This window comes from Cupriavidus yeoncheonensis (assembly GCF_905397275.1).
Taxonomy (GTDB): domain Bacteria; phylum Pseudomonadota; class Gammaproteobacteria; order Burkholderiales; family Burkholderiaceae; genus Cupriavidus; species Cupriavidus yeoncheonensis.
The window spans coordinates 1-14,542 of record NZ_CAJPUY010000015.1 but is presented as its reverse complement, the minus strand read 5'-3'; the positions used below and the strand labels follow the sequence as shown (position 1 = coordinate 14,542).

General features: G+C 64.0%; 15 protein-coding genes. 3 read left to right on the top strand and 12 right to left on the bottom strand.

The window, feature by feature from the left end:
• Positions 1–82: 82 nt before the first annotated feature.
• The 12 genes from KHO22_RS20270 to KHO22_RS20215 form a co-directional block, all read right to left on the bottom strand.
• Positions 83–784, bottom strand: a complete 702-nt coding sequence (locus KHO22_RS20270) for an ABC transporter ATP-binding protein (RefSeq protein WP_211948968.1) — start codon at positions 782–784, stop codon at positions 83–85.
• On the bottom strand, positions 784–1,563 hold the full coding sequence (gene livG, locus KHO22_RS20265) for a high-affinity branched-chain amino acid ABC transporter ATP-binding protein LivG (RefSeq protein WP_211948967.1): 780 nt from the start codon (positions 1,561–1,563) through the stop codon (positions 784–786). The genes KHO22_RS20270 and livG overlap by 1 nt, the downstream gene beginning before the upstream one ends.
• Positions 1,560–2,813 carry a high-affinity branched-chain amino acid ABC transporter permease LivM gene (locus tag KHO22_RS20260; RefSeq protein ID WP_211948966.1) on the bottom strand — a complete coding sequence of 418 codons (1,254 nt, stop codon included), beginning with the start codon at positions 2,811–2,813 and terminating at the stop codon, positions 1,560–1,562. The genes livG and KHO22_RS20260 overlap by 4 nt, the downstream gene beginning before the upstream one ends.
• 13 nt (positions 2,814–2,826) lie before the next feature.
• Positions 2,827–3,753 carry a high-affinity branched-chain amino acid ABC transporter permease LivH gene (gene livH / locus KHO22_RS20255; RefSeq protein ID WP_211948965.1) on the bottom strand — a complete coding sequence of 309 codons (927 nt, stop codon included), beginning with the start codon at positions 3,751–3,753 and terminating at the stop codon, positions 2,827–2,829.
• Between the two features lie 102 nt (positions 3,754–3,855).
• Complete coding sequence (locus KHO22_RS20250; protein WP_211948964.1) at positions 3,856–4,971, bottom strand: branched-chain amino acid ABC transporter substrate-binding protein; 1,116 nt, start codon at positions 4,969–4,971, stop codon at positions 3,856–3,858.
• A 526-nt stretch (positions 4,972–5,497) separates the two neighbouring features.
• On the bottom strand, positions 5,498–6,799 hold the full coding sequence (gltA, locus tag KHO22_RS20245) for a citrate synthase (RefSeq protein ID WP_211948963.1): 1,302 nt from the start codon (positions 6,797–6,799) through the stop codon (positions 5,498–5,500).
• Between the two features lie 44 nt (positions 6,800–6,843).
• Entirely contained in the window at positions 6,844–7,131 is a 288-nt protein-coding gene (locus tag KHO22_RS20240; protein ID WP_211948962.1) for an FAD assembly factor SdhE, read from the bottom strand.
• Positions 7,132–7,223: 92 nt separating this feature from the next.
• The gene (locus KHO22_RS20235) at positions 7,224–7,925 is read right to left on the bottom strand and encodes a succinate dehydrogenase iron-sulfur subunit (protein WP_211948961.1); all 702 of its coding nucleotides are present in this window, start codon (positions 7,923–7,925) and stop codon (positions 7,224–7,226) included.
• Positions 7,926–7,959: 34 nt separating this feature from the next.
• Complete coding sequence (gene sdhA, locus KHO22_RS20230; RefSeq protein ID WP_211948960.1) at positions 7,960–9,738, bottom strand: succinate dehydrogenase flavoprotein subunit; 1,779 nt, start codon at positions 9,736–9,738, stop codon at positions 7,960–7,962.
• A gap of 3 nt (positions 9,739–9,741) precedes the next feature.
• Positions 9,742–10,107 carry a succinate dehydrogenase, hydrophobic membrane anchor protein gene (gene sdhD, locus KHO22_RS20225; RefSeq protein WP_211948959.1) on the bottom strand — a complete coding sequence of 122 codons (366 nt, stop codon included), beginning with the start codon at positions 10,105–10,107 and terminating at the stop codon, positions 9,742–9,744.
• A gap of 11 nt (positions 10,108–10,118) precedes the next feature.
• The gene (gene sdhC, locus KHO22_RS20220) at positions 10,119–10,529 is read right to left on the bottom strand and encodes a succinate dehydrogenase, cytochrome b556 subunit (protein WP_211948958.1); all 411 of its coding nucleotides are present in this window, start codon (positions 10,527–10,529) and stop codon (positions 10,119–10,121) included.
• A gap of 265 nt (positions 10,530–10,794) precedes the next feature.
• Positions 10,795–11,649, bottom strand: coding sequence for a GntR family transcriptional regulator (locus tag KHO22_RS20215; protein ID WP_211948957.1), 855 nt, complete (start codon positions 11,647–11,649; stop codon positions 10,795–10,797).
• Between the two features lie 380 nt (positions 11,650–12,029).
• Here KHO22_RS20215 and KHO22_RS20210 point away from each other — a divergent pair, with 380 nt between their 5' ends.
• The 3 genes from KHO22_RS20210 to KHO22_RS20200 all read left to right on the top strand — a co-directional run.
• The gene (locus KHO22_RS20210) at positions 12,030–13,013 is read left to right on the top strand and encodes a malate dehydrogenase (protein WP_211948956.1); all 984 of its coding nucleotides are present in this window, start codon (positions 12,030–12,032) and stop codon (positions 13,011–13,013) included.
• Between the two features lie 132 nt (positions 13,014–13,145).
• Positions 13,146–14,126: an HpcH/HpaI aldolase/citrate lyase family protein gene (locus KHO22_RS20205; protein ID WP_211948955.1), complete on the top strand. Its 981-nt coding sequence runs from the start codon at positions 13,146–13,148 to the stop codon at positions 14,124–14,126.
• 59 nt (positions 14,127–14,185) lie between these two features.
• On the top strand, positions 14,186–14,542 hold a 357-nt coding region (locus KHO22_RS20200), incomplete at its 3' end, for a citrate/2-methylcitrate synthase (protein WP_275950843.1).

Genomic DNA, 14,542 nt, shown 5'->3' with positions numbered 1-14,542 from the left:
GCGATTGGCGAAAGGGGGCTTTCGCGGATGGCGAAAGCGTTTCTGCCCCCTCGCTCCCGCACGGGAACCGAGGGGAGCAGGATCAGCCGCCCAGGTAGGCTGCCTTGATCCGGTCGTTGGCCAGCAGGTTGGCGCCGGTATCGGCCAGCACCACCTTGCCGGTTTCCAGCACGTAGCCGCGGTCGGCCACCTGCAGCGCCTTGTTGGCGTTCTGCTCGACCAGGAACACAGTGACGCCTTCTTCACGGATGGTGCGGATGATGTCGAAGATCTGCGCGATGATCAGCGGCGCCAGGCCGAGCGTGGGCTCGTCCAGCAACAGCAGGCGCGGCCGGCTCATCAGCGCGCGGCCGATCGCCAGCATCTGCTGCTCGCCGCCCGACATGGTGCCCGCGCGCTGGCCCGAGCGCTGGTTCAGCCGCGGAAACAGCTTGAACACATGCTCGATGCCGGCCTCGATCTCGTCGCGCCTGGCGAAGAACGCACCCATCTTCAGGTTCTCGAGCACCGTCAGGCTCGGGAACACGCGCCGCCCTTCCGGCGAGATGGCCATGCCCATGCGCATGATCTCGTGCGTGGAGCGGCCGGTGATGTCCTGCCCCTCGAACAGCACGCGGCCGCTCGAGGCGCGCGGCGAGCCGCACACGGTCATCATCAGCGTCGTCTTGCCGGCGCCGTTGCTGCCGATCAGGGTGACGATCTCCCCCTTGTTGACTTCGATCGATACGCCCGACAGCGCCTCGACGGCGCCGTAGTGGGTATGGACCTGTTCCAGCTTCAGCATCAGTCCTCTCCCAGGTAGGCCTTGATCACGCGCGGGTCGTTGCGCACTTCCTCGGGCTTGCCGATCACGATCGGCTTGCCGTGCTCCATCACCAGGATGCGGTCCGACACGCCCATCACCAGGCTCATATCGTGCTCGATCAGCAGCACGGCAATGCCGTACTCCTTGCGCAACTGGTCGATCAGCTGCGACAGCTCGATCTTCTCCTGCGGGTTCAGGCCGGCGGCCGGCTCATCGAGCATCAGCAGGCGCGGCTTGGTGATCATGCAGCGCGCGATCTCCAGCCGGCGCTGGTGGCCGTACGACAGCGTGCCCGCCTCGCGGTTGGCGACCTTGGTCAGGCCCATGCGTTCCAGCCAGTCGGCGGCACGCTGCAGCGCTTCGCGTTCGGCGCGGCGGTAGGCCGGCGTGGCGAACAGCCCGCGCAGAAGGCCCGACTGCACCTGCAGGTGTTGCGCCACCAGCAAGTTCTCCACCACGGTCAGGTTCTTGAACAGGCGGATGTTCTGGAACGTGCGCACCAGGCCCTTGCGCGCCACCATATGGCTCGGCAGCCCGGCGATGGCGTGGCCATCCATCGTGACCTCGCCCGCCGTCGGCTTGTAGAAGCCGCCCACGCAGTTGAACACCGTGGTCTTGCCGGCGCCGTTCGGGCCGATGATCGCGAAGACCTCGTCGCGCTTCACGTCGAATTCGATACCGTCCACCGCCAGCAGACCGCCGAAGCGCATCTGCAGGCCGGAAACTTTCAGCAGTTCGGCTTGTTGCACACTAGTCATCGCGGAAGCTCCACGTGCGGACGGCTCGCGGGCAGCAGGCCCTGCGGACGCCACATCATCATCAGCACCATCACCAGGCCGAATATCAGCATCCGGTACTCGGCAAAGCCGCGCGCCACTTCGGGCAGCACGGTCAGCAGGATCGCCGCCAGGATCACGCCCAGCTGCGAGCCCATGCCGCCGAGCACCACCACGGCCAGCACCAGCGCCGATTCGATGAAGGTGAACGATTCCGGGTTGACCAGCCCCTGGCGCGCCGCGAAGAACGCGCCGCCGATGCCGGCAAAGGCCGCGCCCAGCGTGAACGCCGACAGCTTGATGCGGGTCGGGTTCAGGCCCAGCGAACGGCACGCGATCTCGTCCTCGCGCAGCGCTTCCCACGCACGGCCCATCGGCATGCGGATCAGGCGGCTGGTGACGAACAGCGTGAAGCCCACCAGCAGCAGCGCGATCAGGTACAGGAAGATCACCATGTGCTCGCCCTTGTAGTCCAGGCCGATCAGCTCGTGGAACGTGCGTGCGCCCTCCACGGTGGCGCTGCGCGCCATCTCGAAGCCGAACACGGTCGGCTTCGGAATGCCCGAGATGCCATCGGGACCGCCGGTGTACTCGGTCAGATTGCGCGCGAGCAGGCGGATGATCTCGCCGAAGCCCAGCGTCACGATGGCCAGGTAGTCGCCGCGCAGGCGCAGCACCGGGAAGCCGAGCAGGAAGCCGAAGGTGGCCGACATCGCCGCCGCGATCGGCAGGCATTCCCAGAAGCTGAGCCCGAAGTACTGGTTCAGCATCGCGTAGGTGTAGCCACCCACGGCGTAGAAGCCCACGTAGCCCAGGTCCAGCAGGCCGGCAAAGCCGACCACGATGTTCAGGCCCAGCCCCAGGATCACGTAGATCAGCGCCAGCGTAACGACGTCCACCGCGCCGCGCGAGCCGAAGAACGGCCACACCAGCCCGACGGCCAGCAGCACCCACACCGCCGCGCGTTGCTGGCCCACGCCAAGCTGGGGCATGGCCGGCAGCCGCACGGCATTGCCGGCGCGCGACAGCAGCGGCTTGAACAGCTGGAACAGGAAGACCGCCGCCACGGCGATCCACATCGGCCGCCAGTGCGGCTCCAGCACGACCTTGTAGCCTTCCAGCCTGAGCTGCAGGCCAAGTACGGGAATGGTCAGGATGGCCGTCATCACGGCGGCCATCAGCGCATTCTTCAGGGACTGCCCGGCGGGCATTGCAGAAGTCCGGTTTGTCATGTCGCGTTCCCCCTCAGACCTTTTCCACGTCCGGCTTGCCGAGCAGGCCGGTCGGGCGGAACAGCAGCACCAGCACCAGCAGGCTGAATGCCACCACGTCCTTGTATTCGGCCGGCATGTAGCCGGAGGCGAAAGTCTCGGCCAGCCCCAGCAGCACGCCGCCAAGCATGGCGCCCGGGATGCTGCCGATGCCGCCCAGCACCGCGGCCGTGAACGCCTTGATGCCGGCAATGAAGCCGATGAACGGATTGAGCTTGCCGATGGTCAGCCCGATCAGCACGCCGCCGACCGCCGCCAGCATCGCGCCGAGCACGAACGTGAACGAGATCACGCGGTTGGTGTCGATACCGAGCAGGTTCGCCATGCGCATGTCTTCGGCGCACGCGCGGCAGGCGCGGCCCATGCGCGAATGGCCGATGAAGAGCGTCAGCGCGATCATCAGCACCAGCGTCACGCCAACGATCAGCAGGCGGGAATACGGCACGGTGACGACGAAGTCGCCGCCCATCTGGAATTCGATGGCGCCCGAGATCAGGATCGGCACGGACACGTCGCGCGCACCCTGCCCGATCTGCACGTAGTTCTGCAGGAAAATCGACATGCCGATGGCCGAGATCAGCGGCACCAGCCGCGGCCCGCCGCGCAAGGGGCGATACGCCACGCGCTCGACCGCGAAGCCATAGCAGCCGGTGACCACGACGGAAACCAGCAGCGCGGCACCCAGCACGAGCGGCAAGGGATAGCCGGCCTGCACGCCGATGGCGGTCAGGGTGACCAGGCCCACGTAGGCGCCGATCATGTAGATCTCGCCGTGGGCGAAATTGATCATGCCGATGATGCCGTAGACCATCGTGTAGCCAATGGCGATCAGCGCATAGATCGCACCCAGCGTCAGGCCGTTGACCAGCTGCTGGGTGAACTGTGGAAGAAATTCGTTCATGGGGAAAGCCTCAGGAAATCGAAGCCCAGACCGAAGCCCGAAAGCAGGCCATCCCGCAGCCCCTTTTGAGGGCGCGGGATGGCTTCGGAGGAAGTGCCGGGATTAGTTGGCGGCGGTCTTGCTGGCGTCCTTGTGCCAGGTGTAGACCACGAACTTGAAGGACTTCAGGTCGCCCTTGTCGTCGTACTCGACCTTGCCGATCGGGGTCTGGAAGGCGTTCTTGTGCATGTACGCCGCGACCTTGGCCGGATCGGTACTCTTGGCGCCGGCGATGGCGTCGCCAATGATCTTGACGGCGGCGTAGGACGGCATCTGGAACGGACCGTTGGCATCGCGCTTCTTGTCGGCGAACGCCTTCACCAGGCCGGCGTTGGCCGGGTCGGCGGAGAAGTCTGCCGGCAGCGTCACCAGCATGCCTTCGGAGGCCGGGCCGGCAATGGCGGTCACGTCCTTGTTGCCCACGCCTTCGGGACCCATGAAGGTGGCCTTCACGCCCTGCTCGCGCGCCTGGCGCATCAGCAGGCCCATTTCCGGGTGGTAGCCGCCGAAGTAGACGAAGTCCACGCCCTGCGACTTCAGCTTGGTGATGACGGCGGAGTAGTCCGAATCGCCGGCGTTGATGCCTTCAAACACGGCCACCGGAATCTTCGCGGCTTCCAGGTCCTTCTTCACCGAAGTCGCGATGCCCTGGCCGTACGACTGCTTGTCGTGCAGCACGGCAACCTTCTTCGGCTTGACCTTGCCGATGATGTACTGGGCGGCGGCGGGACCCTGCTGGTCGTCGCGACCGATGGTGCGGAAGATGAACTTGCGCTTCTTGACCTCGGTCAGCTGCGGCGCGGTGGCCGACGGCGTGACCATCACGATGCCTTCGTTCTCGTAGATGTCCGAAGCCGGGATGGTCGAGCCCGAGCACACGTGGCCGATCACATACTTGATGCCCTGGCTGACGATCTTGTTGGCCACGGCCACGGCCTGCTTCGGCTCGCAGGCGTCGTCCATCAGCACCGCTTCGAACTTGTTGCCGCCGGCGCCGCCGGCTGCGTTGATCTGTTCGATGGCGGTCAGCGCACCGGCCTTGACCATGTCGCCATACTGGGCAACCGAGCCGCTCATCGGGCCGGCAATGGCGATCTTCACGGTTTCGGCGTTGGCGGCAGCGCCAAGGGTAGCCAGCACGGCGGCCAGCGAAATGGACGTAAGGCGGGAAAGCGTCATCAGGTGCTCCTCGATTGGTATTTTGGTCATACGGGCAGAGACAGCATGACCTGCGCAATCGAACTACACCCCGCGGACGACAAAGAAACCAGGTCCGAGACGCGGAAGACGGGTCCGGCAAGAAGACAGCGAATGCGGGGCCCGGCATGTGTCAGCCCCCGGAAGGATCAGGGGAGCATGGTTCGGAAAGACAACGTTTGATGCGTTCTCTATTGCGCAAGCGCTGTCGCCTGCCCCGCTTGCCGCACGGCTTGCCGGAGGGTGGCCCGGCTGCCATCGGCAGAGCAGCCCGCATTATAGGGTCAAATTCCCCGCCGGAAGCGAAAATCGCACAATAAATGCGGAACTTAGTTGGCTGATGGCGACACATTTCGCCACAAATTGCGCTTCTCACCACTCAGTGTGCAATTTCCTGCCGCCACGTTCGCCGCATCGCACAAATGGCCTGGCGCCAGAAAGACAAACGCCCCGGCGGGCCGGGGCGTTTGTGATTGCTGCAGTGCGCAGCCGGAGGCAATGCCAGCGCTTAGCGCTTGGCCATGTCCGGCACGTCGCGCGAGGCGGCGCCGTTGAACAGCTGGCGCGGACGGCCGATCTTGTACTCCGGATCGGTGATCATCTCTTCCCACTGCGAGATCCAGCCCGGGGTACGAGCCAGCGCGAAGATGCAGGTGAACAGCGACGTCGGGATGCCCAGCGCGCGCTGGACGATGCCCGAGTAGAAGTCGACGTTCGGGTACAGCTTGCGGCTGACGAAGTACTCGTCTTCCAGCGCAATCTTCTCCAGTTCCATGGCGAGCTTGAACAGCGGGTCGTTATGCAGGCCCAGCTCGTTCAGCACTTCATGGCAGGTTTCGCGCATCAGCTTGGCGCGCGGATCGTAGTTCTTGTACACGCGGTGGCCAAAGCCCATCAGGCGCACGCCCGAGTTCTTGTCCTTGACCTGCTTGATGAACTCGCCGATGTTGTCGACGCTGCCGATCTCTTCCAGCATCTTCAGCGCGGCTTCGTTGGCACCGCCGTGAGCCGGACCCCACAGGCAGGCCACACCCGCGGCGATGGCGGCGAACGGGTTGGTGCCCGACGAGCCGGCCAGACGGACGGTCGAGGTCGAGGCGTTCTGCTCGTGGTCGGCGTGCAGGATGAAGATGCGGTCCAGTGCGCGTTCGAGCACCGGGTTGACGGTGTACGGGGCGCACGGCGTGCCGAACAGCATGCGCAGGAAGTTGCCCGAGTAGGACAGGTCGTTCTGCGGGTAGACGTACGGCTGGCCGATGTTGTACTTGTACGCCATGGCGACCATGGTCGGCATCTTGGCGATCAGGCGGATGGCCGAGATCTCGCGCTGGTGCGGATCATCGATATCCATCGCGTCGTGGTAGAACGCGCTCATCGCACCCACCAGGCCCGTCAGCACGGCCATCGGATGGGCGTCGCGGCGGAAACCGCGCAGGAAGAACTGCAGCTGCTCATGAACCATGGTGTGGTTCATGACGTGGCCGGTGAACTCTTCCTTCTGCTTGGCGTTGGGCAGCTCGCCCTTCAGCAGCAGGTAGCAGGTTTCGAGGTGGTCACACTTCTGCGCCAGCTGCTCGATCGGGTAGCCGCGGTACAGCAGCTCGCCCTTGTCGCCGTCGATGTAGGTGATCTTCGAATTGCACGAAGCCGTCGACATGAAACCGGGGTCGTAGGTGAACTTGCCGGTCTGGCCGTACAGCTTGCGAATGTCGATCACGTCCGGGCCCACGGTGCCCTTGTAGATCGGCAGCTCAACGCTGGGGGAACCATCGGAGAACGATAGCGTGGCTTTCACATCGGACGGCGTCATGTCGGATCCTTCAAATGCTGTGAATAATAGTATTGACCAAAAACTCAGACCGAACGCAGCAGGCCAATTATGCGCTGCATCGGGGGCGTGTCGAGTTCACCGTCGAGCTCCTTGCGGGCAAGGAGCAGGTCCATCAACTCGTTGTCGCTGAGTTCGAACAGCGTGCTCAGCGAAGCCACGTCCTCGTCGGACAGGCTCTCCTCGTAACGGTTGAAAAATCGCTCGACGATGATGTCGTTCTCCAGGAGGCCGCGGCGCGCACGCCAGCGCAGACGCGCGCGTTTGTGTGGATCGGCCTGGTGGGAGAAGATGGTGGCGAGACTCTCGGTCATGGCTTCCTGCTTTCCGGCGCGCCCGCCTGATATTGCCGCTCAGGCTGACGCGCCGCTTACAACAACTGCTCTTTACTTCGAACTCCGCCGGATCAGACTGCGCGGCGAACCATCAGCTCTTTGATCTTGCCGATAGCCTTGGTCGGGTTCAGACCCTTCGGGCACACATCGACGCAGTTCATGATGCTGTGGCAGCGGAACAGGCGGTACGGGTCGTTCAGGTTGTCCAGACGCTCGCCGGTGGCCTGGTCACGGCTGTCCGCGATGAAGCGGTAAGCCTGCAGCAGGCCAGCGGGACCGACGAACTTGTCCGGGTTCCACCAGAACGACGGGCACGACGTCGAGCAGCTCGCGCACAGAATGCACTCGTACAGGCCGTCGAGCTCGTCGCGCTGTTCGGGCGACTGCAGGCGCTCCTTTTCGGGCGGCGGCTCGTCGTTGATCAGGAACGGCTTGATCGAGTTGTACTGCTTGAAGAACTGCGTCATGTCGACGATCAGGTCGCGCACGACCGGCAGGCCGGGCAGCGGACGCAGCACGATGCGGTCCGGCAGCTCGCGCATATTGGTCAGGCACGCCAGGCCGTTCTTGCCGTTGATGTTCATCGCGTCCGAACCGCACACGCCTTCACGGCACGAGCGGCGGAACGAGATGGTCTCGTCCAGCTTCTTCAGCTTGACCAGCGCGTCCAGCAGCATGCGCTCGTGACCGTCGAGCTCGACCTCGTAGGTCTGCATGCGAGGCGCCGCGTCCTTGTCCGGATCGTAGCGGTAGACTTCGAAAATACGCTTCATTTCTGTGGGTCCTGTTTTCTCTACGATGCGGTGCTCAGAAGGTACGGGCCTTGGGCGGAACGCTTTCCACCGTCAGCGGCTCCATCTTCACCGGCTTGTAGTCGAGGCGGTTGCCTTCGCTGTAGAACAGCGTGTGCTTGAGCCAGTTCTGGTCGTCGCGGTTCGGGAAGTCGCTGTGCGCGTGGGCACCGCGCGATTCCTTGCGGGCAGCCGCCGAGATCATGGTGGCCTTGGCCACTTCCACCAGGTTGGCCACTTCCAGGGCTTCCACCAGCGCGGTGTTGAAGACCTTGGACTTGTCCTTCAGGTGGATGCTGTTGGCGCGCTCCGACACTTCCAGGATGCGCTCCACGCCTTCGTCCATCAGCTTCTGCGTACGGAACACGCCGGCATGCGACTGCATGTTCTTGCGGATGTCGTTGGCGACGTCCTGCGTGTATTCACCCGACGACGTGGCCTGCAGCTTGGCCAGGCGCGACATCGCGAGGTCGGCGGCATCCGCCGGCAGCGGCTTGTGTTCCTTCTGCTTCAGGTTCTGCGCGATGATGTGGTTGCCGGCGGCGCGGCCGAACACCACCAGGTCGAGCAGCGAGTTGGTGCCCAGGCGGTTGGCGCCGTGCACCGACACGCACGAGCATTCGCCGATCGCGTAGAAACCGTTGAGCACTTCGTTCGGGTTGCCATTCTTCGGCACCACGACCTGGCCATGGAAGTTCGTCGGAATGCCGCCCATCTGGTAGTGGATGGTCGGGACGACGGGAATCGGTTCCTTGATCGCGTCGACGTTGGCGAACTTCATGCCGATCTCGCGGATCGACGGCAGGCGCTTCATGATGGTCTCGGCGCCGACGTGGGTCAGGTCGAGCAGCACGTAGTCGCCGTTCGGGCCGCAGCCACGGCCTTCCTTGATTTCCTGGTCCATCGAGCGCGACACGAAGTCACGCGGCGCCAGATCCTTCAGCGTCGGGGCATAGCGCTCCATGAAGCGCTCGCCGTCCTTGTTGCGCAGGATACCGCCTTCGCCGCGCACGCCTTCGGTGATCAGCACGCCCGCGCCGGCCACGCCGGTCGGGTGGAATTGCCAGAACTCCATGTCTTCCAGCGGCACGCCTGCGCGTGCAGCCATGCCCAGGCCGTCACCGGTGTTGATGAAGGCATTGGTCGAAGCCGCGTAGATACGGCCGGCACCGCCGGTCGCGAACAGCGTGGTCTTGGCTTCGAGGATGTAGACCTCGCCGGTTTCCATTTCCAGCGCGGTCACGCCCAGCACGTCGCCGTCCTGGTCGCGGATCAGGTCCAGCGCCATCCATTCGACGAAGAAGTGGGTCTTGGCGCGCACGTTGCGCTGGTACAGCGTGTGCAGCAGCGCATGGCCGGTACGGTCCGCCGCGGCGCAGGCGCGCTGCACGGGCTTCTCGCCGTAGTTGGCGGTGTGGCCGCCGAACGGACGCTGGTAGATCGTGCCGTCCGGGTTGCGGTCGAACGGCATGCCGAAGTGCTCGAGCTCGTACACGACCTTCGGGGCTTCACGGCACATGAACTCGATGGCGTCCTGGTCGCCCAGCCAGTCGGAGCCCTTGATGGTGTCGTAGAAGTGATAGTGCCAGTTGTCTTCGCTCATGTTGCCGAGCGAAGCACCGATGCCACCCTGCGCCGCCACGGTGTGCGAGCGGGTCGGAAACACCTTGGACAGCACGGCCACGTTCAGGCCGGCTTCCGCGAGCTGGAGGGATGCGCGCATCCCGGCGCCGCCAGCACCGACGATGACCACGTCAAAGCGGCGACGCGGCAATCCAGTCTTGACTGCGACCATTTATTACACCCTCCAGAGAATCTGAGCAGCGTAGCCCGCACAACCGACGAGCCACAGAATCGTAAGAACTTGCAGCACGAGGCGCACGGCCAGCGGCTTCACATAGTCCATCCAGATATCGCGCACGCCGAACCAGGCGTGATACAGCAGCGACAGGATGGTCAAGAACGTGATGATCTTCATCCACTGGTTGGAGAAGAGCCCTGCCCACGCTTCGTACGAAGCGCCGTTCGACAGCAGGAAAGCAATGGCCAGGACCACGGTGAAGACCACCATGATCACGGCCGTGACGCGTTGCGCGAGCCAGTCTTTCAGGCCGTAGTGCGCACCGACGACAAGACGCTTGGGACCGATATTATTGTTTGCCACCTTGATTCTCCTCAGAACAGGCCGTACAGCTTCAGGCCGAAAATCAGGGTAAGCAGCAGGCTGACAACCAGCACGCTGATGGCAGACTTGGCCGAAGCGGGCTTGGAGACGCCAACGTGCACGTCCAGCAGCAGGAAGCGGATACCAGCGCAGAAGTGATGCAGATAACCCCAGATCAGGGCCAGCACAACCAGCTTGACGAAGCCACCGGACAACAGTGCCGAGAACTTTGCGAAGCTCAGTTCGGAGGTAATGCTCTGCTCAAACAGGTACAGAACGAAGGGAAGGAGGATGAACATCAAGGCACCGCTCACGCGATGCAGGATGGATACCTTGCCGGCCCAGGGCAACCGGTATTTCGCGATCTGCGAGATACCGATATTCCGGAACTCCGGCCTGGCTTGTTTGACGGCTTCAGCCATGCGAGACCCCAATTTGCGGTAAACAAAAAACGAAACTGCCATTGCCCTGCATGCAAAAGAATGCATTGGGGCAAATCCATGAGATTTTAGCGCCTTTGTTGCGCGCCGCACCAATAATTTTCAGCTATCGGGCCCGGACAGGCGGCGCCCGACAATCGCACACAGCGACTCGGGAAGCGCCAAAACCACCCTCGTCACGCAATAGCCGCAGCCACCATGGCGATTATCGCAATAATCGCGACGCAGACTCGCCGGGCAGCGACATTCAGCTCAGGTCATTCTGGTAATAGTGGCGCGTGGTTACATACAGGCCGCGCCGAACCTCGACCGGACGGTCGCCATATGTGTACGACACGCGCTCGACCGACAGAAGGGGCGACCCGACCGGAACAGACAGCAAGGTAGCCGCCGTCTCGTCGGCGGCTACCGCACGGATTTTCTCAGAGGCCCGAATCATGCGGGTACCGAATTCGGCCTCGAACAATGCGTACATGGGGCCCTTCCACTCGGTCAGCTTCTCTGCCGTGAGCCCCTTGAAGTTGGCACCGAGCAGCCAGATCTCGTCCAGCACGGTCGACTCGCCCGAAAATGTCAGCACACGGCGAATCTGCACGACGCTGTCGCCAGTACGGATATCGAGCAGCCGCGCGATCTCCGCGGGCGCGCGCAGCCGCTTGCACTCGAGTACATGGCTGGCGCCATAATGTGGCTCCCCTTCGTCCGGCACCAGCCGCAGGAAGCGGAACTTGACCACGTCTTCGTGGTGGGTGGTGACGAAGGTACCCTTGCCTTGCCGGCGCGCCACGAGGTTCTCGGCGGCGAGTTCGTCGATGGCCTTGCGCACGGTGCCCTGGCTGACCTTGTAGCGCGATGCCAGCTCCATTTCGCTGGGAATCATCTCGCCCGGCTTCCACTCGCCCGATTGCAGGCTGCGCGTGATCAGGGCCTTGATCTGCTGGTAGAGCGGACTGAAGGTAGGCGACGGCACGGCGTGGGCCGCGGCGAGGGCGGGCGGCTGGTGCGAAGGCGATGGCTGCGCCCCGGCACCGGAACTGGCGGCGCCAGAATCCTGCGCTCCAGGTGCGGAGGCGCCGGTCAGGGACGTAGGCAGGGAGGACATAGGGGGGATTTCACCACAAAAGGGCAAAGTCCGTCCAGCCTGACGTTAAATGTCTTATGTCTTATATAAGACATATGAATTGACATAGAGGGGGGCCCGGCCTACACTCGCGCTGGTCCACGCCGGCGGCACGCGTGACAGAAACAAGATAGCCGTCCAATCTGGCTAATGCGCCCCGCTTCGCAGTAGACTTACGCTTCGTTGCCTCACCATGACCCGTTGTGGCTCTCCCTCACCGGTCCCGCCCAGTGGCCTTGCCACCTGGTTCCGGCGGACGGCTGCTCCCCGCTGTGGCGACAACCAGCACCCGGTGACGTGCCTCCCCCTGCGCGGCACGCCACCGACCGGTTTCCCCCATCTTTTCGTTTGGAGATTTACTCATGGCTAAAGCCCCAATGCGCGTCGCAGTGACCGGCGCCGCTGGCCAGATCGGCTACTCCCTGCTGTTCCGCATCGCCAACGGCGATATGCTGGGTAAAGACCAGCCGGTCATCCTCCAACTGCTCGACCTGCCCCAGGCCCAGGCGGCCGTCAAGGGCGTGGTGATGGAACTGGAAGACTGCGCCTTCCCGCTGCTGGCTGGCGTGGTGATCACCGATGACCCGAAGGTCGCTTTCAAGGACGCCGACGTCGCCCTGCTGGTGGGCGCCCGTCCCCGCAGCAAGGGCATGGAACGCAAGGACCTGCTCGAAGCCAACGCCCAGATCTTCACGGTGCAGGGCAAGGCACTGGACGAAGTCGCAAGCCGCAACGTCAAGGTGCTGGTGGTCGGCAACCCGGCCAACACCAATGCCTACATCGCCATGAAGTCGGCCCCGAGCCTGCCGCGCGAGAACTTCACCGCGATGCTGCGCCTGGACCACAACCGTGCCCTGTCGCAGATCGCCGCCAAGACCGGCAAGCCGGTGGCGTCGATCGAGAAGATGTTCGTGTGGGGCAACCACAGCCCGACCATGTACGCCGACTACCGCTACGCGACCGTCGACGGCAAGAGCGTCAAGGACATGATCAACGACCCGGTGTGGAACAACGACGTGTTCCTGCCGACCGTCGGCAAGCGCGGCGCCGCCATCATCGAGGCACGTGGCCTGTCGTCGGCCGCTTCGGCTGCCAATGCCGCCATCGACCACGTGCATGACTGGGTGCTGGGCACCAACGGCAAGGTCGTCACCATGGGCATCCCGTCGAACGGCGAATACGGCATCCCGGCCGACACCATGTTCGGCTACCCGGTCACCTGCGCCAACGGCAAGTACGAAATCGTCAAGGGCCTGGAGATCGACGACTACAGCCGCGAGAAGATCAACATCACCCTGAACGAACTGGAAGAAGAAAAGGCCGGCGTGCAGCGCCTGCTCGGCTGATCTTCGGATCCTGTCCGCTAGGGAAACCGGAGCACCGCAACGATTCAAGAATCGGCGCGGGCTCCGGTTTTTTTGTTGGGCCCTCCCCTGTCCGGCGGCCCGCCTCCCAATCACTTTCTGACCAGAATCCAAGTGCATCCCTCCGAGGTCCTGTTCCAGGGCGAAGCCATCCCCATCCAGCTGCCGGTGTGCGATCACTACGCGGGCAGCGAAAAGCTGATGCTCAAGTCGCTGGCCCTGCAGCAAGAGCTTGGTCCCGTCTTCGACATCACCTTTGACTGCGAAGACGGCGCCGCCGTAGGGCTGGAACGCGAGCACGCCGAACTGTGCGCAAAGCTCGTGAACAGCCCGCTCAATGCCCACAATCGCGTAGGCGTGCGTATCCACGATCCCGCCCATTCGAGCTGGAAGCAGGATGTCGACGTGCTCGTGCGCGCGGCCGGCGCCCGGCTGGCCTATGTGGTCGTGCCGAAAGTGACCGATGTCGTCGAAGTGGCCCGCGTGACCGACCACGTCAACCAGGCGGCACGCGCGGCGGGCATTGCGCGCCACATCCCGATTCATGTGCTGATCGAGACGCATGCCGCGCTCGAACAGGCTTTCGATATCGCCTCGCTGGTGCAGGTCGAATGCCTGAGCTTCGGCCTGATGGACTTCGTCTCGGCCCACCACGGTGCCATTCCCGGCGAAGCCATGCGCTCGCCGCAGCAGTTCGAGCACCCGCTGATCCGCCGGGCCATGCTGGAGATCTCGGCGGCCTGCCACCGTTATGGCAAGGTGCCTTCGCACAATGTCAGCACCGATGTGCAGGCACCGCAGCGCGCGGGCGACGACGCGCTGCGCGCGCGCTCCGAGTTCGGCTACCTGCGCAAGTGGAGCATCCATCCGGGCCAGATCGAGCCGATCGTCGCCGCGTTCCGCCCAGGCATCGAGGAAATCGGCGCGGCCAGCCAGATCCTGCTGGCCGCCCACGAGAACAACTGGGCCCCGATCCGGCACGATGGCCAACTGCATGACCGCGCCAGCTACCGTTATTACTGGTCGCTGCTGCAGCGCGCCCACGCCACGGGCACGCCGCTGCCGGACAACGTGGCCGAGTTGTTCTTCGACTAGGCCGCGACCCTCCGCGTCCGCACAACATCCGGCAAATACCAATACCCAAGGAGAACAGGATGTCCGCAACCAAGAACGTGCCACTCGCTGAAGCCCCTCAGCCGACCGGGCCGAAGCCCAAGAAGTCCGTTGCCCTGTCGGGCGTGACCGCCGGTAACACCGCACTGTGCACGGTCGGCCGCACCGGCAATGACCTGCACTACCGCGGCTATGACATCCTGGACGTGGCCGATGCCTGCGAGTTCGAGGAAATCGCCCACCTGCTGGTCCACGGCAAGCTGCCGAACAAGGCCGAACTGGCCGCGTACAAGACCAAGCTGAAGTCGCTGCGCGGCCTGCCCGCCAACGTCAAGGCCGCCCTGGAATGGGTGCCCGCCTCGGCCCACCCGATGGACGTGATGCGCACCGGCGTGTCC

Coding starts and splice junctions, on each gene's coding strand:
- KHO22_RS20215 (WP_211948957.1), bottom strand. CDS start 11,649: ATGTCCTCCCTGCCTACGTCCCTGACCGGCGCCTCCGCACCTGGAGCG.
- gltA (WP_211948963.1), bottom strand. CDS start 6,799: ATGACGCCGTCCGATGTGAAAGCCACGCTATCGTTCTCCGATGGTTCC.
- KHO22_RS20235 (WP_211948961.1), bottom strand. CDS start 7,925: ATGAAGCGTATTTTCGAAGTCTACCGCTACGATCCGGACAAGGACGCG.
- KHO22_RS20250 (WP_211948964.1), bottom strand. CDS start 4,971: ATGACGCTTTCCCGCCTTACGTCCATTTCGCTGGCCGCCGTGCTGGCT.
- livH (WP_211948965.1), bottom strand. CDS start 3,753: ATGAACGAATTTCTTCCACAGTTCACCCAGCAGCTGGTCAACGGCCTG.
- KHO22_RS20210 (WP_211948956.1), top strand. CDS start 12,030: ATGGCTAAAGCCCCAATGCGCGTCGCAGTGACCGGCGCCGCTGGCCAG.
- sdhA (WP_211948960.1), bottom strand. CDS start 9,738: ATGGTCGCAGTCAAGACTGGATTGCCGCGTCGCCGCTTTGACGTGGTC.
- KHO22_RS20270 (WP_211948968.1), bottom strand. CDS start 784: ATGCTGAAGCTGGAACAGGTCCATACCCACTACGGCGCCGTCGAGGCG.
- KHO22_RS20240 (WP_211948962.1), bottom strand. CDS start 7,131: ATGACCGAGAGTCTCGCCACCATCTTCTCCCACCAGGCCGATCCACAC.
- livG (WP_211948967.1), bottom strand. CDS start 1,563: ATGACTAGTGTGCAACAAGCCGAACTGCTGAAAGTTTCCGGCCTGCAG.
- KHO22_RS20260 (WP_211948966.1), bottom strand. CDS start 2,813: ATGACAAACCGGACTTCTGCAATGCCCGCCGGGCAGTCCCTGAAGAAT.
- sdhC (WP_211948958.1), bottom strand. CDS start 10,529: ATGGCTGAAGCCGTCAAACAAGCCAGGCCGGAGTTCCGGAATATCGGT.